The 19,499-nt window shown below is 68.0% G+C and carries 21 protein-coding genes and 1 pseudogene; 10 read left to right on the top strand and 12 right to left on the bottom strand.

Annotation, left to right across the window (positions count from 1 at the left end; translation table 11 throughout):
* From OS124_RS0108500 to miaB, 7 genes and pseudogenes are all read right to left on the bottom strand, one after another.
* Positions 1-818: pseudogene (locus OS124_RS0108500) on the bottom strand (apolipoprotein N-acyltransferase); the annotation flags it as partial.
* Positions 819-842: 24 nt separating this feature from the next.
* Positions 843-1,949, bottom strand: a complete 1,107-nt coding sequence (locus OS124_RS26500) for a transporter associated domain-containing protein (protein WP_010139076.1) — start codon at positions 1,947-1,949, stop codon at positions 843-845.
* A 139-nt stretch (positions 1,950-2,088) separates the two neighbouring features.
* Positions 2,089-2,610, bottom strand: a complete 522-nt coding sequence (ybeY, locus tag OS124_RS0108490; protein WP_040606907.1) for an rRNA maturation RNase YbeY — start codon at positions 2,608-2,610, stop codon at positions 2,089-2,091.
* Positions 2,611-2,672: 62 nt separating this feature from the next.
* On the bottom strand, positions 2,673-3,695 hold the full coding sequence (locus OS124_RS0108485; protein WP_010139074.1) for a PhoH family protein: 1,023 nt from the start codon (positions 3,693-3,695) through the stop codon (positions 2,673-2,675).
* A gap of 194 nt (positions 3,696-3,889) precedes the next feature.
* A complete protein-coding gene (locus OS124_RS0108480; RefSeq protein ID WP_010139073.1) occupies positions 3,890-4,213 on the bottom strand; it encodes a hypothetical protein in 324 nt (107 codons plus the stop codon).
* A gap of 11 nt (positions 4,214-4,224) precedes the next feature.
* On the bottom strand, positions 4,225-4,806 hold the full coding sequence (locus OS124_RS0108475; RefSeq protein ID WP_010139072.1) for an OmpA family protein: 582 nt from the start codon (positions 4,804-4,806) through the stop codon (positions 4,225-4,227).
* A 187-nt stretch (positions 4,807-4,993) separates the two neighbouring features.
* Positions 4,994-6,319, bottom strand: a complete 1,326-nt coding sequence (gene miaB / locus OS124_RS0108470; RefSeq protein WP_010139070.1) for a tRNA (N6-isopentenyl adenosine(37)-C2)-methylthiotransferase MiaB — start codon at positions 6,317-6,319, stop codon at positions 4,994-4,996.
* Positions 6,320-6,431: 112 nt separating this feature from the next.
* Here miaB and OS124_RS0108465 point away from each other — a divergent pair, with 112 nt between their 5' ends.
* A complete protein-coding gene (locus OS124_RS0108465; protein WP_010139069.1) occupies positions 6,432-7,298 on the top strand; it encodes a glycosyltransferase family 2 protein in 867 nt (288 codons plus the stop codon).
* Positions 7,299-7,363: 65 nt separating this feature from the next.
* Here the strand turns inward: OS124_RS0108465 and OS124_RS0108460 are convergent, their stop codons facing one another.
* Positions 7,364-8,254 (bottom strand): LysR family transcriptional regulator ArgP, encoded by an 891-nt coding sequence (locus OS124_RS0108460; RefSeq protein WP_010139068.1) that lies wholly within the window; start codon positions 8,252-8,254, stop codon positions 7,364-7,366.
* Positions 8,255-8,368: 114 nt separating this feature from the next.
* Between OS124_RS0108460 and OS124_RS0108455 the strand changes: the two genes are divergently transcribed.
* From OS124_RS0108455 to OS124_RS0108445, 3 genes are all read left to right on the top strand, one after another.
* Positions 8,369-8,968, top strand: coding sequence for a LysE/ArgO family amino acid transporter (locus tag OS124_RS0108455; protein ID WP_010139067.1), 600 nt, complete (start codon positions 8,369-8,371; stop codon positions 8,966-8,968).
* A gap of 51 nt (positions 8,969-9,019) precedes the next feature.
* Positions 9,020-9,925, top strand: coding sequence for a DMT family transporter (locus OS124_RS0108450; RefSeq protein ID WP_029375289.1), 906 nt, complete (start codon positions 9,020-9,022; stop codon positions 9,923-9,925).
* Positions 9,926-10,006: 81 nt separating this feature from the next.
* Positions 10,007-10,258: a YdcH family protein gene (locus tag OS124_RS0108445; RefSeq protein ID WP_010139065.1), complete on the top strand. Its 252-nt coding sequence runs from the start codon at positions 10,007-10,009 to the stop codon at positions 10,256-10,258.
* A 35-nt stretch (positions 10,259-10,293) separates the two neighbouring features.
* Here the strand turns inward: OS124_RS0108445 and OS124_RS0108440 are convergent, their stop codons facing one another.
* From OS124_RS0108440 to OS124_RS0108425, 4 genes are all read right to left on the bottom strand, one after another.
* Positions 10,294-11,694 carry a helix-turn-helix domain-containing protein gene (locus OS124_RS0108440; RefSeq protein ID WP_010139064.1) on the bottom strand — a complete coding sequence of 467 codons (1,401 nt, stop codon included), beginning with the start codon at positions 11,692-11,694 and terminating at the stop codon, positions 10,294-10,296.
* Between the two features lie 115 nt (positions 11,695-11,809).
* Complete coding sequence (locus OS124_RS0108435) at positions 11,810-12,274, bottom strand: SRPBCC family protein (RefSeq protein ID WP_010139063.1); 465 nt, start codon at positions 12,272-12,274, stop codon at positions 11,810-11,812.
* Positions 12,271-12,612, bottom strand: a complete 342-nt coding sequence (locus OS124_RS0108430; protein WP_010139062.1) for an ArsR/SmtB family transcription factor — start codon at positions 12,610-12,612, stop codon at positions 12,271-12,273. The genes OS124_RS0108435 and OS124_RS0108430 overlap by 4 nt, the downstream gene beginning before the upstream one ends.
* 65 nt (positions 12,613-12,677) lie before the next feature.
* Complete coding sequence (locus tag OS124_RS0108425; RefSeq protein ID WP_010139061.1) at positions 12,678-13,898, bottom strand: multidrug effflux MFS transporter; 1,221 nt, start codon at positions 13,896-13,898, stop codon at positions 12,678-12,680.
* A gap of 195 nt (positions 13,899-14,093) precedes the next feature.
* On the opposite strand from OS124_RS0108425, the gene OS124_RS0108420 reads away from it, so the two are divergent.
* From OS124_RS0108420 to OS124_RS0108395, 6 genes are all read left to right on the top strand, one after another.
* Positions 14,094-15,626: an acyl-CoA carboxylase subunit beta gene (locus OS124_RS0108420; RefSeq protein WP_010139060.1), complete on the top strand. Its 1,533-nt coding sequence runs from the start codon at positions 14,094-14,096 to the stop codon at positions 15,624-15,626.
* 16 nt (positions 15,627-15,642) lie between these two features.
* On the top strand, positions 15,643-15,999 hold the full coding sequence (locus OS124_RS0108415) for a hypothetical protein (RefSeq protein WP_010139059.1): 357 nt from the start codon (positions 15,643-15,645) through the stop codon (positions 15,997-15,999).
* Positions 16,000-16,308: 309 nt separating this feature from the next.
* Positions 16,309-16,452, top strand: coding sequence for a hypothetical protein (locus tag OS124_RS27375; RefSeq protein WP_010139058.1), 144 nt, complete (start codon positions 16,309-16,311; stop codon positions 16,450-16,452).
* Positions 16,453-16,527: 75 nt separating this feature from the next.
* A complete protein-coding gene (locus tag OS124_RS0108405; protein ID WP_010139057.1) occupies positions 16,528-16,890 on the top strand; it encodes a hypothetical protein in 363 nt (120 codons plus the stop codon).
* A 385-nt stretch (positions 16,891-17,275) separates the two neighbouring features.
* Positions 17,276-17,482: a hypothetical protein gene (locus tag OS124_RS0108400; protein ID WP_010139056.1), complete on the top strand. Its 207-nt coding sequence runs from the start codon at positions 17,276-17,278 to the stop codon at positions 17,480-17,482.
* A 173-nt stretch (positions 17,483-17,655) separates the two neighbouring features.
* A partial coding sequence (locus tag OS124_RS0108395; RefSeq protein ID WP_010139055.1) for an acetyl-CoA carboxylase biotin carboxylase subunit occupies positions 17,656-19,499 on the top strand: 1,844 nt, incomplete at its 3' end.

Below are 19,499 nucleotides of genomic sequence, written 5' to 3'. Positions count from 1 at the left end.
ACCGAGGTCTCGGGCCAGATCACCAGGTCGGGGCGGCGCCCGTCCTCGCGGCTGGCGGCGGTGGCGTTCAGCAGGCGGCGCCAGAACAAGGGCACCATCTCGGGGTCCCACTTCTCGCGTTGCGCGGCATTGGGCTGGACCATGCGGACCAGCGGTGCATCGGGGCCGGCGGGCAGGGCGCGCGGCGGCAGCACCAGCGCCAGCGAGAGAGCCGCCACGAGGATGAGAGAGGCGAAGCCGGCCGGGATGATGCGGGGGATCAGGCCGGAACGGCTCAGCGCAAGGCCCAGCAGGGCGGCGGGCAGCAGCACCAGCAGGCCAAGGCCATGGGCGCCGCCGAAGGCCGCCAGCGGCAGCAGCGGGGAGGCGATCAGCCCGTGGCCGATCAGCGCCCAGGGGAAGCCGGTGAAGATCCAGCCGCGCAGCGCCTCGGCCAGCACCAGCGCGCCCGCGAAGGCCAGCGCCGCGCGCCAGTCCCGGGGTGCCAGGGCCTTCGCCCCCCAGAGCGCACCGCCCCAGAACAGCGCCAGCCCGGTGGACATCAGCACCAGCGCGAAGGGCGCCATCCAGCCGTCACGGGCGGCGTCGACCATGAAGGGCTCGACGATCCAGAACAGCGCGGCGGCGAAGTAGCCCGCGCCGAACAGCCAGCCCCGGACGGCGGCGCGGCGTGGCGTGTCGGCGGTCAGATGGGCATGGGCGAGGGCGGCAAAGCCCAGGAAGGCCATCGGCCAGAGCGACAGCGGCGCCTGGGCCGAGGCGGTAAGCGCCCCCGCCAGCAGGGGCCAGAAGCGCAGCAGACGGGGGGGCAGGGGCATGTTCAGATCAGGCTCAGGTCAGGCTCATTCCGCGGGTTGCGGTCCAAGGCGAACCCTCAGCCGCTTGATCCGGCGCGGGTCGGCGTCGACGACCTCGAACTCGTGGCCGGCCGGATGCACCACGACCTCGCCGCGCGCCGGCACGCGGCCCGCCAGCATGAAGACCAGCCCGCCGAGAGTGTCGATTTCCTCTTCGTCGACCGAGTCGTCTTCTGTCAGGTTGACCGCGGTGGCGGCTTCGAAGTCCTCCAGCGGAGCCTTGGCCAGGGCGAGGTAGCTGCCCTGCGCCTCACGGGTCCAGAGCGCATCCTCGTCAACGTCGTGCTCGTCCTCGATCTCTCCGATGACCTGCTCGATGAGGTCCTCGATCGTGACCAGCCCGTCGACTCCGCCGTATTCGTCGATCACCAGCGCCATGTGGCGGCGTTCGCTCTGCATCTTCTGCAGAAGCACCCCGATGGGCATCGAGGGCGGCACGAAGAGCAGCGGGCGCAGCAGGTCGGCCAGCACGAAGTCGGAATGGCCGTTCCAGCCGTGCTTCAGGGCGAAGTCCTTCAGGTGGACAAGGCCCTTTGGGCTGTCCAGCGTCTCGTCGTAGACGGGCAGGCGGGTCATGCCGGTATCGCGGAACACCGCCACCAGGTCATCCTGGCTGATGGTGGTCGGCACGGCGACGATCTCGACCTTGGGGATGGCGACATCCTCGACCCGCATGTTGCGCAGGTTCAGCAACGAATGCCGGCGCGCGGTCGGGGCCTGTGGCTGCTGCGTATCCGCGGCGACCTGAGGGCCGGTTTCGGCCCGGCGGGCGCCGAACAGGCGCGCCAGCCAGCCACTCTGATGCGAAGCGGGGCGGACGGCGACGGCCGCCGTGCCCTGGTCCGCCCTGGGCTGGGCAGGTCTGGCCGTGTCAGGCTTGCCGGCATCGGCCTTCGCAGCATCGCCCTTGGCCTTGCCGCTGCGATCCTGAGCGGCATGCTCCTGGGGCGCCTGGGCCCGGGCATTGGCGGCGGCCGGACCGGCCGAAGCACTTTCCTTTGCAGGGATCCCAGGAACGGAAGACGCTACGGTCGGTGAAGGCACCGCAATCGCTGCGGTGGTCGCCGTGGTTCTTCCCGTCGAATCGACCATGCGAGCCGCAGATTGCGGGGCGGGGTCGGGGGTCTGGAGACGCGCGCGCTGCGCTGCGTTAGAAGACCCGTCTATGCTGTCGCCCATCGTTCCTTTCCAGATAGCAGCCGCTTCGGCGCGGCCCTGCCCTATATGGGTACTAATATGGGTCAGCGATACCCATCTTGCCAAGTATTTCCGTCTCAAGTCCTTCCATCAGCTCCGCATCGCCGTCGCGGACGTGGTCGTAGCCCAGAAGATGAAGGATTCCGTGAACCAGCAGATGGGTCACGTGATGGGAAAATTCCAGCCCGCCCGCCGTGGCTTCGCGGGCACAGGTGTCGAAGGAAATGGCGATATCGCCCAGCTCTGCCGGCCCGAAGAGCGCGGCCTGGGGATCGGCCTCGGGCCGCGCGGGCGCAGCGCCTTCCTCTTCGGGGGCAAGCTCTTCGGCGGGCCAGGACAGCACGTTGGTCGGCAGCGGCTTGCCGCGGAATTCGGTGTTCAGCTCGGCGATGCGCGCATCATCGCAGCCCATGACGCAGAGCTGGAAGGCCGCCGGATCGAGATCCAGCCGGGCAAGGACAGCCAGCGCGGCGCGCAGGGCATGCCCGGAGAGGTCCGCGCCGTCCCAGCGGGGATCCTCGATCACGCAGTCGACGATATCGGGTGTTTCGGTCATGGCCCGGGCCATACAGCAAGCGCTCCGGGCCGCCAATCCTCGATCAGCGGCCCGGGAAGGCCTCAGCTCTGTTCGTCGGCCTCGTAGGCCTCGATGATCTTCGCCACGAGGTGATGGCGCACCACGTCCTTGGCGGTGAAGTAGTTGAAGCTGATGTCCGGGATCGCCCCCAGCAGGCGCTCGGCATCGCGCAGGCCCGACTGCACGCCGCGCGGCAGGTCGACCTGGCTGCGGTCGCCGGTGATCACCATGCGGGAGCCCTCGCCAAGACGGGTCAGGAACATCTTCATCTGCATCGTGGTGGCATTCTGCGCCTCGTCCAGCACCACGAAGGCATTGGCCAGGGTGCGGCCGCGCATGAAGGCCAGGGGCGCGATCTCGATCTTCTTGGCTTCGCGCAGCTTGCCCACGTCCTTGGCGCCGAGGAAATCGTTCAGCGCGTCATAGAGCGGTTGCATGTAGGGGTCGACCTTCTCTTCCTGCGTGCCGGGCAGGAAGCCGAGGCGCTCGCCGGCCTCGACAGCGGGGCGGCAGAGGATGATCTTGTCGACATTGCCCTCGATGAACTGGTTCACCGCAACGGCCACGGCCAGGTAGGTCTTGCCGGTGCCTGCGGGGCCGATGCCGAAGCTCAGCTCGTGCTTGAACAGGTTGCGGACGTAGTCCTTCTGCGCCTCGGTACGCGGCTCGACCATCTTGCGGCGGGTCTTGATCTCGACCTCGCCGCCCCGGAACATTTCCAGCTGGTCGCCATCCGGCGTGGCGGTCGAGGGCGTCTGGGCGCCGGGTTCGCGCATCCGCAACTCGCGGTCGATATCGGCGGGGCCGACCTCGCGGTCCGCTTCGAGGCGGGCGTAGAGGGCGCGCAGGACGGTCACGGTCTCCTGCGCGGCGGCGGCATCGCCATGGGCGACGAGGTGATTGCCCCGGCGCAGGATCTGGATGCCCAGTTGCTGTTCGAGATAGGCGAGATTGCGGTCGTATTCTCCGCAGAGTTCGATCAGCAGGCGGTTGTCGGGAAATTCGACGGCAACTTCAGCGAGAGGGGTGTCTTCCGCGTCAGGGGTCAGCAGGCTGCTTGCCAAGGAGCGCTCCTTAAGATCGGGCCGGTGCGCGGCACCGGCGTGCCATGTCCCCAGCGTGGCAGGGGCGGGGCCGGGGGGCAAGCGCCGATTGCACATGCCGTGCCCATGGGACGGAAAATGCCGCAAGCGGAGGCTTGCGGCATCGGGTGGTTTCCGTTGCGGCAGAGCGCCCGGGGCGCTGGCCGGCTGTTGCCTCAGGTGCCGGGCGCCTGGGTCGGATCGGGGATCGGCGAGCCACGCTTGAAGCCGCCGGTGGCGGTGTTCGGCGGGGCCACGCCCGAGCAGACGGGCTTGCCGTACTTGTCCAGGCGGGCGTCGGCATAGCCTTCCAGCCCGTCGTCGATGATCCAGTGGTCGCAGCCGTTGGGATCGACCCAGATGCCGGCCTTGAGGGTCGACAGGTGGTGGGCGTTGATGCCGCGGTCGATGCTCTTGTCGCCGGGCACGTTGGTCGGGTGTCCGCAGGCGGCGAGGCCGGCCAGCATCAGCAGCGCGGGGGCGGCTTTCATGAACTGCATGTCAGGTCCCCTCAGCGGATGCAGATGATTTCGACGCGGCGGTTGGCAGCCATGCCGGCGGAGGTGTTGTTGGGCTGGGCGGGATACCGTTCGCCATAGCCGCGGACATCCGAGATATTGGCGCCGACGGACTGCGCCACGCCCGCGACCGACTTGGCGCGGTTGTAGGACAGGGTCATGTTGTAGGCATCCGAGGCGCGGCTGTCGGTATGGCCGATGATCACATAGGCCGAGGCCGCGGTCTGACGGAAGAAATCGGCCAGGCGCTGCTTGTTCGCGGCGCTGATCGCATAGCTGTCGGTGGCGAAGAACTGGTCGCTCTGCATCACGCCGCAGACATTGCCGCGACGGCAGACCGGCAGGCCCTGGCGGGTCAGGTGCGGGGTCATGTAGCCCTCGGCGCCATCGTCCATCACCCAGTGCTCGCAACCGTCGGGATCGACCCAGATCGTCGGGATATAGGGTTCGTTCCAGCCCTTGCCCTGGGCCTGTGCGGCGCCGGGCAGAGCTGCCAGCATCAGCACCAGCGCCACGGCCACCAGGGCCAGGGCGTGGAACCGAGCGTTCCTCGCAGTCTCAACTACCACAACCATTTCCTTTCTGTCCCCCGGGGCTCTGCACCCTGTCTGTCCCGGCATTCGGCCAAGGCCCGGCAATCATTTGCACTTTCACCATGACGCAGGGAAAGGCGGTTGTGAAGGCCCAACCATCCGCAGGGGCAGGCAGATATGGCTTTGCGGCCACGCGGCGCAGCAGCGGATCAAGGTCGGGGCAGGTGGCTCAGAGAAGCACCCCGGCCAGAGAGTTCGTCCCGGCCTCGGTGATCCGCACCCGGCGCAGGTCGCCCGGTTGCAGGCCCTCGGAGGTGACATGGACCGCGTGCAGGTGGTCGGACTTGCCGACCATCTGGCCCGCATGGCGGCCCGGCTTCTCGAAGAGCACGCCGACCTCGCGGCCGACCATCGCCCGCATGAAGTCCTGCTGCTGGCGCCCCAGCAGGGCCTGAAGCTCGATCAGCCGGGCGCTGGCGACCTCGGCAGGAACCTGGCCGCCGCGATCGGCCGCCGGGGTGCCGGGGCGCGAGGAATACTTGAACGAGAAGCAGGCGGCGTAGTTCACCTGTTCGACCAGCGCCATCGTGTCACGGAAGTCCGCGTCGGTCTCTTCGGGGAAGCCGACGATGAAGTCGCCCGAGATGGCGATATCGGGCCGCGCGGCGCGGATGCGCTCGATCAGCGCCATGTAGCTGTCGCGGGTATGGCTGCGGTTCATCCGTTTCAGGATGCGGTCGCTGCCCGATTGCACCGGCAGGTGCAGGTAGGGCATCAGCTTCTCGCAATCGCCATGGGCGGCGATCAGGTCGTCCTCCATGTCGTTGGGGTGGCTGGTGGTGAAGCGGATGCGCTTGAGGTCGTCGATCTCGGCCAGCGCGCGGACCAGCCGCGCCAGGCCCCAGTCGCGCCCGTCCGGGCCCTCGCTGTGGTAGGCGTTGACGTTCTGGCCCAGCAGGGTGATCTCGCGCACGCCGCGCTCGACAAGGTCGCGGGCCTCGCGCAGCACCCGGTCCACGGGGCGCGAGACCTCGGCGCCGCGGGTATAGGGCACCACGCAGAAGGCGCAGAACTTGTCGCAGCCTTCCTGCACCGTCAGGAAGGCCGTCGGGCCGCGCTTGGCCTTGGGGCGGTGCTTCAGCTTCTCGAACTTGTCTTCCTCGGGCATCTCGGTGTCGAGCGCCCTTTCGCCCGAGCGCACCCGGGCCTCCATCTCGGGCAGGCGGTGGTAGCTCTGCGGGCCGACCACCAGGTCGACCATGGGCTGGCGCAGCATGATTTCCCGCCCCTCGGCCTGGGCGACGCAGCCGGCGACGCCGAACTTCAGGTCGGGTTTCGCCGCCTTCAGGTGCCGCAGGCGGCCCAGCTCGGAATAGACCTTCTCGGCGGCCTTTTCGCGGATGTGGCAGGTGTTGAGCAGGATCATGTCCGCCTCTTCGGGCGAGGCGACCTCGGTATAGCCCTGGCCGCCCAGGGCCTCGGCCATGCGCTCGCTGTCGTAGACGTTCATCTGGCAGCCGTAGGTCTTGATGAAAAGCTTCTTGGGCTCGGACATCTGGGCCTCTCCGGGGTGGCGGGTCAGGGCGTGTGCCTACACCGAAACCACCAGCGCTTGCAATCGCCGGGCGGGTCGGGCTTCCTGTGGGGCGATTGTTGCGGGGGCCGCCATGCAGTTCAACTCTCTTCCGACCTTCCTGCGCCAGGGGCGCGACCTGCTGGCGCGTGGACCCGTGGCCATGGTCTTTGCCGAGGACGAGGTCGAGCTGGACAGCACCCTGCGCCATCACCGCGATGCCGGCTTTGCCGAGGTGGTGCTGTTCGCCCCCGACAGCTTCGCCTTGCCCGCCGACCTGGCCGCCGACGTGCATCGCGTCCACTACGACATGACCCGCGAGCAGGCGCTGACCCGCGCCGTCAACGGGGCGATCGAGGCGGCGGCGCCCGGGACCTGGCTGTATTACTGTTACAACGCCGAATACCTCTTCCACCCCTTCTGCGAGACCCGCACCGTCGGCGAGCTGCTGACCTTCCACGCCGAAGAGCGGCGCGATGCCATGCTGACTTATGTCATCGACCTCTACGCCGACGACCTCTCGGCCTGTCCGGGGGCGGTGTCCATCGAGCGGGCGCACCTCGACCGGGCAGGCTACTACGCGCTGGCGCGGCTGGATGCGGAGGGAAACGAGCGCGAGCGGCAGCTGGATTTCCACGGTGGCCTGCGCTGGCGCTTCGAAGAGCATGTGCCCGAGGGGCGCCGCAAGATCGACCGCATCGGGCTGTTCCGCGCCCGGCCCGGTCTGCGGCTGAGCGAGCAGCACCTGTTCAACGAGCCCGAGTACAACACCTATGCCTGCCCCTGGCACCATAACCTCACCGCCTGCATCTGTTCCTTCCGCACCGCCAAGGCGCTGAAGGCCAATCCCGGCTCGCGCTTCGACATCCAGACCTTCGCCTGGCACAACTCGGCGCCCTTCGAGTGGCATTCCCGCCAGTTGCTGGACCTCGGCCTGATGGAGCCGGGCCAGTGGTTCTGAGGCCCCGGGGCACCGTCCGGCCGGGCTGAGCACCCGCCTCGCCGTCGGGGGCGGCGGGCGTGACCTCAGGCCGGGACGAGGACGTCGCGGGCGGCGCTGCGGATGGCGGCGGTCAGCGGCGCGAGGGCCGGGGCCAGCAGCCGCGAGACCTGCCAGAACAGCGGTGTGTCCCAGGGGCTGTCGGGGATCAACTCGACCAGCCGGCCGGCGGTGAGGCCCGGGCTCATCAGCGCTTCGGGGTTGAGACCCCAGCCAAGTCCCGCCTCGGCAGCCAGCACGAAGCCCTCGGTCGAGGGCAGGCGGTGCGTCGGCGGCAGCGGGCCGGGGCCGAAGTGATGGCGCAGCCAGTCCGATTGCAGCGCGTCCTTGTCGTCGAAGACCAGCATCGGGGCGCGGCGCAGGGTCGGGCCCGACAGCCCCTCGGGCAGGTGGTCCCGCAGGAAGGCCGGACTGGCGGTGGCGCGATAGCGCAGCGCCCCGAGGGCCAGCGCGTCGCAGCCCTGCAGGCTGGCCCCCTCGGAGGTGACTGCCGCCGAGACCCGCCCCTCGCGCAGCCAGCGGGCCGAGTGGTCCTGATCGTCGACCTCGATCTCGAAGGTGGTGCCGGGCATCTGCCGCTGCGCCCCGGCCAGGGCGGCGGGAATCCAGGTGGCAAGGCTGTCGGCATTGACCGCCAGCCGGATGCGCGCGGGGCCCGGAGTGAGCCCCATCCGGCGCAGGGTCCGGGCTTCGAGCAGGCCGATCTCTTCGGCGTGGCGGGCCAGGTGGGCCCCGGCCTCGGTCGCCGTCGCCGGCGGCCCCCGGCGCACCAGGGCCGTACCGATCCGCTCTTCCAGCCCGCGCAGGCGCTGCGAGACGGCGGACTGGGTGATCCCCAGCTCGGCCGCGGCCCGGTCGAAGGCGCCGTGGCGCAGGATGGCGGCAAGGGCGGCCAGCTGGCCGCGGTCGAGATGCATCAGTTTCTCTTATCTGGTCGGAAAATCATTCATTGGATCTATCCTGGCCCGGTCGTTACCTCCGTCGCAACAGGCAAGTGCAACCGGCAGGGGCCCCAGGCAGGGAGAAACGACATGACGGAAGCCTATTGGGCGGGGTTCGGACTGGGGCTGTCGCTGATCGTCGCGATCGGGGCGCAGAATGCCTTCGTGCTGCGCCAGGGGATCCTGCGCCAGCACGTGCTGCCGGTGGTGCTGTTCTGCGCCGTCTCGGATGCGCTGCTGATCGCCGCCGGGGTGGCGGGCTTCGGCGCGCTCAGCCGGGCGGCACCCTGGGCGGTCGAGCTGATGCGCCTCGGCGGCGCGGCCTTCCTGCTGGTCTACGGGGCGCTGGCCCTGCGCAGCGCCTGGCGCGGCGGGCAGGCGCTGGAGGCAGCCGCCACAGGCGAGCGAAGGCTGTGGCAGAGCCTCGCCCTCTGCGTCGCGCTGACCTGGGGCAATCCGCATGTCTACCTGGACACGGTGATCCTGCTGGGGGCGGTCTCGGCCGACTTCGCGCCCCGCCCGGTCTTCGCCGCCGGCGCGATGAGCGCCTCTCTCCTGTTCTTCTTCTCGCTCGGCTTCGGAGCCCGCCTGCTGGCGCCGCTGTTCCGCCGGCCGCTGGCCTGGCGCTGCCTCGATGCCTCGGTCGCGCTGGTGATGTGGAGTGTTGCCGCCAGCCTGCTCTGGCCCTGAGGGCGCCCCGGGCCTCTTGCCCCGGGGTTGCGAAGGCCCTAGGGAAATTGCATGACGCAAGCACATAAATCACGGCCCCTCGTGGCCATCGGCTGGATGCTGGCGACGGGGATCTGCTTTGTCGGGGTGACGGCGCTGGTCAGGACGCTGGGACCGGCGGTGCCGGCCAGCCAGGCGGCCTTCCTGCGTTTCCTCATCGGATCGCTGTTCCTGGCGCCGGCCCTGCCGCAGCTGTTGCGGGCGCGGTTGCAGCCGCTGCACTGGCGGCTGGTCGCGCTGCGCGGCGTGCTGCACACCTGCGGCGTGGGGCTGTGGTTCTTCGCCATGGCGCGGATCCCGATCGCCGATGTCACGGCGCTGAACTACCTCAACCCGATCCTGATCACCCTCGGCGCGGCCCTCCTGCTGGGCGAGAAGCTGGCCGCGCGCCGTCTTGGCGCGGTGATCGTGGCATTGTTCGGCGCGCTGGTGATCGTCCGCCCGGGCCTGCGCGAGATCGACCCGGGGCACCTGGCGATGATCGGTGCGGCCACCTTCTTTGCCGGCTCTTACATGATCTCGAAGCGGCTGTCGGATGATCTGGACGCGGCGGTCATCGTGGCGCTGATGTCGCTGACCGTGGCGCTTGGGCTGGCTCCGCTGGCGCTGCCGGTCTGGGTGACACCGACCCCGGTGCAGCTGGCCCTGCTGACCGGGGTGGCGGGCTGCGCCACAGCCGGGCACTACTTCATGACGCTGGCCTTCCGCGCCGGGCCGATGACGGTGACCCAGCCGGTGACCTTCCTGCAGCTGCTCTGGGCCGTCCTCGTCGGAGCGCTGTTCTTCGGCGAAAGTCCCGATCCCTATGTCATCCTCGGCGGCGTGCTGATCGTCGCCTCGGTGGTCTTCATCACCTTCCGCGAGGCGCAGCTGAAGCGGCGCGATGCCGGCCGCGCGGTCGAGGCGACGAAGCCCTGAGGCGGGATTGATCAAGGTCAATGTGGCGGCGCGGATTCGCCTCTACTCCTGTGCTCAGGAAATGAAGCGAGAGGACAGACCATGTCGCATACCCCCCACACGCTGGACCAGGAATTCCCCGAGTTCGCTGCGCAGATCGACGCGCTGACGGGCACCGACGCCCACTTCGCGCGGATCGCCGAGGAATACCACGAGGTCAACCGCAGGATCCATCGCTGGGAAACCAACGTCGAGCCGGTCGATGACCTGGTGCTGGTCGAGGCCCGCAAGCAGCGCGGTGCCCTCAAGGACGAGATCTACGCCGCCCTGCGCGCGGCCCAGACGACCGCCTGAAGAGCCGGGCGCGGCGCCCCGACCGCCGGGTGGGTCTAGCCCACCTGGTAGGGCAGGGTGCCGCGTTCGTTGCTGTCGATGGTCAGCCGCCGTTCCAGCGGCGGAACCGAGCGCTGGTGGCAATGCTCGCGCTCGCAGATCCGGCAGGAAATCCCGATGGGCTCGAAGCTGTCAGGGCCCGTCAGGTCGAGGCCATCCGCATAGACCAGCTTGTCGGCATGGGCGACCTCGCAGCCCAGCGAGATCGCGTAGCGCCGCACCGGCGCCCCCCAGCGACCGCCGGGCTTGGACACGTCGCGGGCCAGGCTGATGTAGCGGACCCCGTCCGGAGTCTCGGCGACCTGGCGCAGGAACTGGCCCGGGGTCTCGAAGGCGCGGTGCACGTTCCACAGCGGGCAGGCACCGCCGTAGCGGGCGAACTGCAGCCGCGTGGCCGAATGGCGCTTGGTGATCGTACCGGCCTGGTCGACGCGGACGAAGAAGAAGGGGATGCCCTTGGCGCCGGGCCGTTGCAGGGTCGAAAGCCGGTGACAGACCTGCTCGATCGAGGCGCCGAAACGCAGCGAGAGACGCTCCAGGTCATGCCGCATCTCCTGCGCGGCTTCCAGGAACCGCGTGTAGGGCATCAGCGCAGCGCCGGCAAAGTAGTTGGCCAGTCCGATCTTGGCGATGGACCGCGCGGTGTCCGACTGGAATCGCGCCAGATCCAGTGTCGCCTCAAGCAGCTTGTCCTGTTCCAGCAGGGCGACCTGCAACAGAAGCTGGAAGGTCTGCGTCTCGGGCGCGGCGCGCAAGGACAGCGTCAGCTCCTTGCGCGCGGGGTCGTACCGGCGCAGCTCGTGCATGTCGTCGAACCGGGTGCGCACCCCGAGGTTGCCGAGCGCCGAGACAGCCCGCACGCGGATGTTGTTCTCGTTCCGGACGGGGGTGGCGAAGCGTTCGGCGGCGCGGTCCACGGCGTCGATGTAGTTGTCGCAATAGTGGAAGAAGTCGCGCACCTCGTCCCAGGGGCTGGGGGTGGCGCGGGCATCGTCGCGCCCCAGGGCCTCGTCCAGCGAGGCGAGGCGTTCATGGGTCTGCCGGTAGGCGCGGTGCAGGTGCAGGAAGGCGCGGGCCAGCGCCGGAGCGTTGGAGGCCGTCAGCCGCAGGTCCGCCATCGGCAAGGACAGGTCGGCCAGGACCGGATCCGCCATCGCCTCCCGCATGTCCGAGACCAGCCGTTCGCCGTCGCCGGTCGACAGCTCGGTGACGTCGAAGCCGAACTCCTGCGCCAGCGACAGCACGACCGAGGTCGAGACCGGCCGGTTGTTGTTTTCCATCTGGTTCAGGTAGGGCAGCGAGATACCGAGCTTGGTGGCAAAGTCCTTCTGGGTCAGGCCCAGCTTCTGCCGCGTCTCGCGCAGCTTCGCCCCGGCGTAAAGTTTCTGGTTGCCCATGCCCCACCTGTCACGACGCCGCAAAGCCCCGGTGGCTTTGCAGATTAGCGCCCAGAGACGCTAACTTTGCAAAGGTTGGTTAACAAGCCGTAAGGCGGGATATGAGGGCAGCGTGTCAGAGCGTCGCGGCATAGGCCTCGAGCTGGCTGGCCACAGTGCCCCAGCCGTCGAAGAAGCCCATCTGTTCATGCTGTGCGCAGGCCTCGGGGGAGCGGTGCCGCGCGGTGGCGGTATAGCGGGTGCCTTCGCCGTCGTCCTCGAGGTCGAGGATCGCGGTCATGAAGGGATCCGGGGCGGGCTTCCAGCCCTCGGAATAGGCATCGGTGAAGACCAGCCGGCGGCCCTCGATCACTTCCAGGTAGACGCCCGTGTTCTCCATCACGTTGCCCTCGACCTCGAAGGTGGTGTTGAAGCGTCCGCCGACCCGCAGGTCGATGTCGCAGGCGGTGACCCTGTGCGGCGCGGGGATGAAGAAATGCGGGATATGTTCCGGGCGGGTCCAGCATTCCCAGACCAGCGCGCGGGGCACCGCGAGGTGGCGGGTGAAGCTGAGGTCGGTGCGCGGGCTCTGGTCGGTCATGGCTTTCTCTCCTCCGAAAGCTGGGTGACATAGGTGTCGAAACGGTCGAGGCGGCCCTGCCAGAGGGCGCGCTGTTCGGCCAGCCAGTCCTGCACCGGCGCGAAGGCTCCGGGCGACAGCGCACAGCTGCGCACCCGGCCGGTCTTCTCGCTGGTGATCAGACCCGCGCCTTCAAGCTTCTTCAGATGCGCCGTGAACGAGGGCAGCGACATGTCATGCGCGGCGTGCATCTCGCTGACCGTGGCGGGGCCGCGGGCGAGACGTTCCAGGATCCGACGGCGGGTCGGATCAGAGAGGGCCGCGAAGGCCAGGTCGAGGGCGGGATCAAGCTTAGCCATATGGCTAAGTAATCAGTGTGCCGCGAGTCGGGCAAGTGAAAACTTAGTTGTGTGACTAAGTGTTGTCAGGCCGCCAGGCCCATGCGGCGTTCGCGGCGCATGACGCCGGAGATGCAGAGCACCGAGGCGACGCCGCAGGCCAGCATCAGCCAGATCAGCGGGAAGGCCCCGGTTTCCGTGCTGAGCATGCTGCCCGCCGCGGCCGAAAGCGCCGCGCCGCCGCCGATCATCATCGCCCCGCCCAGCCCCGAGGCGGTGCCCGCCAGGTGCGGCCGGACCGAGAGCATGCCGGCGTTGGCCGAAGGAATGGTCATGCCGTTGCCGAAACCGACGAAGACCATCGTGCCGAAGAAGGCATAGGCGCCGCCGATCTCCGCCAGGGCGAAGAGCAGCGACAGCGCCATGCCGAAGGTGACGAAGCAGCCTCCGACCAGGATCATCCGGTTCATCCCGATGCGGGCGGCGTTGAGGCCGGTGAACCAGTTGCCGATGAAATAGCCCACGCCCGCGGCGGCGTTGAACATGCCGAACTGCGCCGGCGAGAGGCCGTAGACCGCGGTTGCCACGAAGGGGCTGCCACCGACATAGGCGAAGAAGGCCCCCGACGAGGTCGCGGCGGCCAGCGAGTAGCCCCAGAAGCGCAGGGATTTCAGCAGCTCGGGGTATTCCGCGAACTGGCGCAGCACCGAGAGGTCCGAGGGTTTCGCCGTTTCTCCCAGGTCGGCCCAGGTCAGCCAGAAGATCCCCAGGCCACAGAGGAACAGCAGCCAGAACGAGGCCTGCCAACCGAAGAACTCGTCCAGCACGCCGCCCAGCACGGGGGCGAACATCGGCACCATGGACATGCCCATGGTAACATAGCCCATCATCGCCGCGGCCCGGTCGGGCGTGTTGATGTCGCGCACCACGGCCCGCGACAGGGTCATGGCCCCGGCGACCGAGGCCTGCAGGATGCGGAACACCATGAAGGTGCCGAAGGTCGGCGCCATGAGGCAGCCGATGGTGGCCAGGATGAACAGCGCCAGCCCCCAGAGCAGCACCGGCCGCCGCCCGTAGCGGTCCGCCAGCGGCCCGATGAAGAGCTGCAGGAAGCCGCTCGCCGCGAGGTAGCCGGCCACCGAAAGCTGTACCAGCTTGTAATCGACGGTGAAATGCTCTGCGATCTTCGGCAGCGAAGGCAGGAAGACGTTCATCGTCATCGCCCCCACGCCCGAGAGCAGGATCAGCGTCGACAGATGCGGAGGGGTGTTGCGGTTCAGATACCGGCGATCTTGGGTCTGGCTCATGCGAATGTGCTAGTCGCGTGCCTCTCGCATGTCCATGCGGATGACACGCGCTTTGCAGTTTTGCACTTTGCAGTGCGGGGTCTGCAGAGACTTTGCAAATTTGCCCCTTTTCCCTTTTTACCAAGAGTTTCGGATTCTATGCTTCCCCTGCATGCAGATGACCGGGCGACGGCCCGTATCAGGAGGACAGGCGCGATGACGGATATCCTTGAAGAGCTGACGACACGGCGCGAGACCGCCCGTCTGGGCGGTGGCGAAAAGCGGATCGCGGCGCAGCACGCCAAGGGCAAGCTGACCGCGCGCGAGCGGATTGACCTGCTGCTGGATGCCGACAGCTTCGAAGAATTCGACATGTTCGTCGCGCATCGCTGCACCGACTTCGGCATGGAACAGCAGCGTCCCTACGGCGACGGCGTGGTCACCGGCTGGGGCACGATCAACGGCCGACAGGTCTATGTCTTCAGCCAGGATTTCACCGTCTTCGGTGGCTCCCTGTCCGAGACGCACGCCCAGAAGATCTGCAAGATCATGGATATGGCGGTGCAGAACGGCGCCCCGGTCATCGGGTTGAACGACAGCGGCGGGGCGCGGATCCAGGAAGGCGTCGCCTCGCTTGCCGGCTACGCCGAGGTGTTCCAGCGCAACGTGCTGGCCTCGGGCGTGGTGCCGCAGATCTCGGTGATCATGGGGCCCTGCGCGGGCGGCGCGGTCTACAGCCCCGCCATGACCGACTTCATCTTCATGGTGAAGGACAGCAGCTATATGTTCGTCACCGGGCCCGACGTGGTGAAGACCGTCACCAACGAGGTCGTGACGGCCGAGGAGCTGGGCGGTGCCAGCACTCATACGAAGAAATCCAGCGTCGCCGACGGCGCCTTCGAGAATGACGTCGAGGCCCTGGCCGAGGTCCGTCGCCTGGTCGATTTCCTGCCGCTCAACAACCGCGAGAAGCCGCCCGTGCGGCCCTTCTTCGACGATGTGAACCGGATCGAGACCAGCCTTGACACGCTGATCCCCGACAATGCCAACAGTCCCTACGACATGAAGGAGCTGATCCTGAAGGTCGCGGACGAGGGGGATTTCTACGAGATCCAGGAGGATTTCGCCAAGAATATCATCACCGGCTTCATCCGGCTGGAAGGTCAGTCTGTCGGCGTGGTCGCCAATCAGCCGATGGTGCTGGCGGGCTGTCTCGACATCGACTCCAGCCGCAAGGCGGCGCGCTTCGTGCGCTTCTGCGATGCCTTCGAAATCCCGATCCTGACCTTCGTCGACGTGCCGGGCTTCCTGCCGGGCACCGGGCAGGAGTTGGGCGGCGTGATCAAGCATGGCGCCAAACTGCTTTTCGCCTATGGCGAGGCGACGGTGCCCAAGGTCACGGTGATCACCCGCAAGGCCTACGGCGGCGCCTATGACGTGATGTCCTCCAAGCACCTGCGCGGCGATTTCAACTATGCCTGGCCGACCGCCGAGATTGCGGTGATGGGCGCCAAGGGCGCGACCGAGATCATCCACCGCGCCGACCTCGGAGATGCCGAGAAGATCGCGAAGCACACGAAGGACTACGAAGACCGCTTCGCCAACCCCTTCGTCGCCGCCGAGCGGGGCTTCATCGACGAGGTGATCCAGCCGCGCTCGACCCGGCGTCGGGTGGCGCGGGCCTTTGCCAGCCTGCGCGGCAAGAAGTTGCAGAACCCCTGGAAGAAACACGACAACATCCCGCTCTGAGCGGGTCGGAGGCCATATGGCACGCAACGGCTGGCACATCCTGCGCGAGGCGGACCGGGTCACGGTGACCCGTCGCCTGCCCGTGCGCTTCGATCTCTCGGTCGAGGCGGTGCTGCCCTGCGACCGCGAGGTCTCGCTCAGGCGGGTGGCGCAGCAGGTGCGGCAGGACATGTGGCGCCGGTTGCAGGACCAGCGCGGCTTCGCCCCGGCGGTCGAGGTGCGGCGCGCGCCGGACGGGCTGGTGGTCCGGGCCGGGGGCGCCCTGCCGCATCCGGTGACCGCCAGCCTGCGCGACCGGCTGGCCGATCTGCTGGACAGCCCGGCCCACAGGACGCGCTGGATCGCCCATGCGGAGCGCCGTGCCGATGGCTGATTTCCGCCGGTCCGCGCCGCTCGGCATCGCCTGCAAGCCAAAGCGCTTGCGGCGTCGTGGCCCCCTGCAAACGCCGGATCTTGAGGCGGGCAGGGCCTCTCTACAAGATATTGCGTGTGCCCGGGCAAACACCTATCAGCCTGAGCTTTTCGAAACACAGGACGCTGCCGTGAACGCTCCCAGATATGAAATCCTTGGCCACTGGGCTATGATTCCACCATGCCGCCACCGCGCGGCGCAACCGGAATGTCCCGACTATCGAGGGCTGCCAAGGCCCCGCGGGACCCAGAGGCATATCAGGAGTTTTGAATGTCCAAGCCCCTCAACCTTCTTCTCGCCGTCGCCTTCCTCGGCGGCCTTGCCGCCTGCGCCAAGGAAGCGCCCGAGGAATACGTCGTGGTTGAACCCGCGCCGATCTCGAGCGAACCCATGTACACCGGCAAGTACAAGTAAGACGCCTGCCGTCTGCGCCGCGGGCCTGACCGGCCCGCGGATGCCGCGCGCCGCTGCTGTCGGGGGGATCCCGGCATGCTGAAGCACCGCGGCTTTCCCGGGCGCCTGCCCGGCACCGACTTCCAGTTCACCATCCGCCGCGCCAATCCCAAGGGCGTGACCCCGATCACCCGGCGCGAGCGTTATCGCGACCGGCGCGCGCCGGACAAGCGCGCCGACGAGGGCTTCATGGCCGCCCTCTGGGAGCATTTCGGAGACCAGCCCTTCGAGCGCGGCAACCTTGATGCAGGGCGCCTGTCGTGGCTCTTTGGCCGCGAGGTGCTGCCGGCGGAAGAGCCTTTCGATCCCGAGAGTTACGAGGCCCTGCTGGTCATCGACGAGGCCGCCGCCCGCAGCGCCTTCCCCGGCGCCTTCGAAGAGGGGGAGGACTGGGCGTGATCCTGCCTGTCCCTGCGATAGATGCGCGGCTTTCGGCCAAGCTTGCGACGTCCCGCACCAAGGGGCTTGCCGCGACGCGTTTCGCAGGCAGCTATGGGGATGCCGCTTGCCCGGGTGTCCTGCCCGGGGACGTGGCGCATGACTACCGTTACCCTTCCCCTCTCGGGCGGCCGTTCGTCCCCAATCCGCGGCCGCCCGTCTTTTCCAGAAAGCCCCCTGTTTCGGGCGCCACTGTCCCCTCAGGGGGACCTGTCCTTTCGTCGAAAAGCGGAGGCAGGGAAGTTCGGGCAGAAGGAAAATCGCGTAGATGCGTCGCGGCGGGGGAACTTTTGCGTATCGGCGGCGTTTGTCACCGCAGAACGCTCCAACACGAAGGTAGTTATTCATGTTCAAGAAATCCTGGATCCTCGCCGGTGTTCTTCTCACCGGTCTTGCCGCCTGCGGCGACACCCTCGGTGAACAGGCCGTTGTCGGCGGCGCAGCCGGCGTGGGCGCAGCAGCGGTCACCGGCGGCAGCGTGGGCACCGGCGCCCTGGTCGGCGCAGCCGGCAACGTCGCCTACTGCCAGGCAAACCCCGGCGCCTGCCGCTGAGGCCAGCCGGTCCGATAGCGGTCTGATCGCGGCCAGCGCCGCGCATCCTGCCGCATTGAAGCCTATTTGCCCTCCGTCCTGCCCCGTGCAGGGCGGGGGGCTTTCTTTTGCGCGCCGTAAGGGATCGGGTACAGGCCCGACGCGCGCGCCAAGACCTCGGGGAGGGGCCTGACATGTTCCAGAAGATCCTGATCGCCAACCGGGGCGAGATCGCCTGCCGCGTCATCAAGACCGCGCGCAAGATGGGTATCTCGACCGTTGCCATCTACTCGGATGCCGACCGCCATGCGCTGCATGTCTCCATGGCCGACGAGGCGGTGCATATCGGCCCGCCGCCGGCCAACCAGTCGTATATCGTCATCGACAAGGTGATGGAGGCCATCAAGCAGACCGGCGCAGAGGCGGTGCATCCGGGCTATGGCTTCCTGTCCGAGAACCCCAAGTTCGCCGAGGCGCTGGAGGCCGCGGGCGTGGCCTTCATCGGCCCGCCGGTGAAGGCCATCGAGGCCATGGGCGACAAGATCACCTCCAAGAAGATCGCCCAGGAGGCCGGGGTTTCCACCGTGCCCGGCTACATGGGCCTGATCGAGGATGCCGAAGAGGCGGTGAAGATCTCGGGAGAGATCGGCTATCCGGTGATGATCAAGGCAAGCGCGGGCGGTGGCGGCAAGGGCATGCGCATTGCCTGGACCGACGAGGAGGCGCGCGAGGGCTTCCAGAGCTCCAAGAACGAGGCGGCGAACTCTTTCGGCGATGACCGGATCTTCATCGAGAAGTTCGTCACCCAGCCCCGCCACATCGAGATCCAGGTGCTTTGCGACAGCCACGGCAACGGCATCTACCTGGGCGAGCGTGAATGCTCGATCCAGCGCCGCAACCAGAAGGTCGTCGAAGAGGCGCCCAGCCCCTTCCTGGATGAAGCCACCCGCAAGGCCATGGGCGAACAGGCCGTCGCGCTTGCCAAGGCCGTCGGCTATGCCTCTGCGGGGACGGTGGAATTCATCGTCGACGGCGAGAAGAACTTCTACTTCCTGGAAATGAACACCCGCCTGCAGGTGGAACACCCGGTGACCGAGCTGATCACCGGTGTCGATCTGGTCGAGCAGATGATCCGCGTGGCGAATGGCGAGCCGCTGAGCATCACCCAGGACGACGTGACCCTGACCGGCTGGGCCATCGAGAACCGGCTTTACGCCGAGGATCCCTATCGCGGCTTCCTGCCCTCCATCGGTCGTCTGACCCGCTATCGCCCGCCACAGGAGGTCGCCTCGGGGCCACTGCTGGAAAACGGCAAATGGCAGGGCGAGGCGCCCTCGGGCCCGGCGGCGGTGCGCAATGATACCGGCGTCTTCGAGGGCGGCGAGATCTCGATGTACTACGACCCGATGATCGCCAAGCTCTGCACCTGGGCCCCGACCCGCGAGGCGGCGATCGAGGCGATGCGCGTGGCGCTCGACGGCTTCGAGGTGGAGGGCATCGGCCACAACCTGCCGTTCCTGTCGGCCGTGATGGACCACGAGATCTTCATCAGGGGCGAGATGACCACCGCCTTCATCGCCGAACAATACCCCGAGGGCTTCGAAGGCGTCGCCCTGCCTGAGGGCGAGCTGAAGCGCATCGCAGCCGCCTCTGCCGCCATGCACCGCGTCGCCGAGATCCGCCGCACCCGCATCTCGGGCCGGATGGACAACCACGAGCGCGTCGTGGGCGCCGACTGGGTGGTCAGCCTTCAGGGCGCCGAGTTCGAGCTGTCCATCGAGGCGGATCGCGAGGGGGCCTCGGTCTCTTTCACCGATGGCGCCCTGCTGCGGGTCGAGGGCGGCTGGACGCCCGGCGATACGCTGGCCCGGATGACGGTGGACGGCGCGCCGCTGGTGCTGAAGGTCGACAAGATTTCCGGCGGGTTCCGCATCCGCAACCGTGGCGCTGACCTGAAGGTCCATGTGCGCAACCCGCGCCAGGCCGAGCTGGCGAAACTGATGCCCGAACGCGTGGCGCCCGATACCTCGAAGCTGCT

This window comes from Oceanicola sp. S124 (assembly GCF_000220565.1).
In the GTDB taxonomy this organism is placed as follows: Bacteria; Pseudomonadota; Alphaproteobacteria; order Rhodobacterales; family Rhodobacteraceae; genus Pseudooceanicola.
Note: the sequence above shows the minus strand (reverse complement) of the source record. Positions and strands in the feature narration are given on the sequence as shown.

Excerpts from the sequence above, each read along its gene's own strand:
- OS124_RS0108475 (WP_010139072.1), bottom strand. The coding sequence starts at position 4,806 with ATGGTTGTGGTAGTTGAGACTGCGAGGAACGCTCGGTTCCACGCCCTG.
- OS124_RS0108465 (WP_010139069.1), top strand. The coding sequence starts at position 6,432 with ATGCAGTTCAACTCTCTTCCGACCTTCCTGCGCCAGGGGCGCGACCTG.
- OS124_RS0108445 (WP_010139065.1), top strand. The coding sequence starts at position 10,007 with ATGTCGCATACCCCCCACACGCTGGACCAGGAATTCCCCGAGTTCGCT.
- OS124_RS27375 (WP_010139058.1), top strand. The coding sequence starts at position 16,309 with ATGTCCAAGCCCCTCAACCTTCTTCTCGCCGTCGCCTTCCTCGGCGGC.
- ybeY (WP_040606907.1), bottom strand. The coding sequence starts at position 2,610 with ATGACCGAAACACCCGATATCGTCGACTGCGTGATCGAGGATCCCCGC.
- OS124_RS0108400 (WP_010139056.1), top strand. The coding sequence starts at position 17,276 with ATGTTCAAGAAATCCTGGATCCTCGCCGGTGTTCTTCTCACCGGTCTT.
- OS124_RS0108440 (WP_010139064.1), bottom strand. The coding sequence starts at position 11,694 with ATGGGCAACCAGAAACTTTACGCCGGGGCGAAGCTGCGCGAGACGCGG.
- OS124_RS0108430 (WP_010139062.1), bottom strand. The coding sequence starts at position 12,612 with ATGGCTAAGCTTGATCCCGCCCTCGACCTGGCCTTCGCGGCCCTCTCT.
- OS124_RS0108415 (WP_010139059.1), top strand. The coding sequence starts at position 15,643 with ATGGCACGCAACGGCTGGCACATCCTGCGCGAGGCGGACCGGGTCACG.
- OS124_RS0108480 (WP_010139073.1), bottom strand. The coding sequence starts at position 4,213 with ATGCAGTTCATGAAAGCCGCCCCCGCGCTGCTGATGCTGGCCGGCCTC.
- OS124_RS0108435 (WP_010139063.1), bottom strand. The coding sequence starts at position 12,274 with ATGACCGACCAGAGCCCGCGCACCGACCTCAGCTTCACCCGCCACCTC.
- OS124_RS0108420 (WP_010139060.1), top strand. The coding sequence starts at position 14,094 with ATGACGGATATCCTTGAAGAGCTGACGACACGGCGCGAGACCGCCCGT.
- miaB (WP_010139070.1), bottom strand. The coding sequence starts at position 6,319 with ATGTCCGAGCCCAAGAAGCTTTTCATCAAGACCTACGGCTGCCAGATG.
- OS124_RS0108455 (WP_010139067.1), top strand. The coding sequence starts at position 8,369 with ATGACGGAAGCCTATTGGGCGGGGTTCGGACTGGGGCTGTCGCTGATC.
- OS124_RS0108425 (WP_010139061.1), bottom strand. The coding sequence starts at position 13,898 with ATGAGCCAGACCCAAGATCGCCGGTATCTGAACCGCAACACCCCTCCG.
- OS124_RS0108405 (WP_010139057.1), top strand. The coding sequence starts at position 16,528 with ATGCTGAAGCACCGCGGCTTTCCCGGGCGCCTGCCCGGCACCGACTTC.
- OS124_RS0108450 (WP_029375289.1), top strand. The coding sequence starts at position 9,020 with ATGACGCAAGCACATAAATCACGGCCCCTCGTGGCCATCGGCTGGATG.
- OS124_RS26500 (WP_010139076.1), bottom strand. The coding sequence starts at position 1,949 with ATGGTCGATTCGACGGGAAGAACCACGGCGACCACCGCAGCGATTGCG.
- OS124_RS0108460 (WP_010139068.1), bottom strand. The coding sequence starts at position 8,254 with ATGCATCTCGACCGCGGCCAGCTGGCCGCCCTTGCCGCCATCCTGCGC.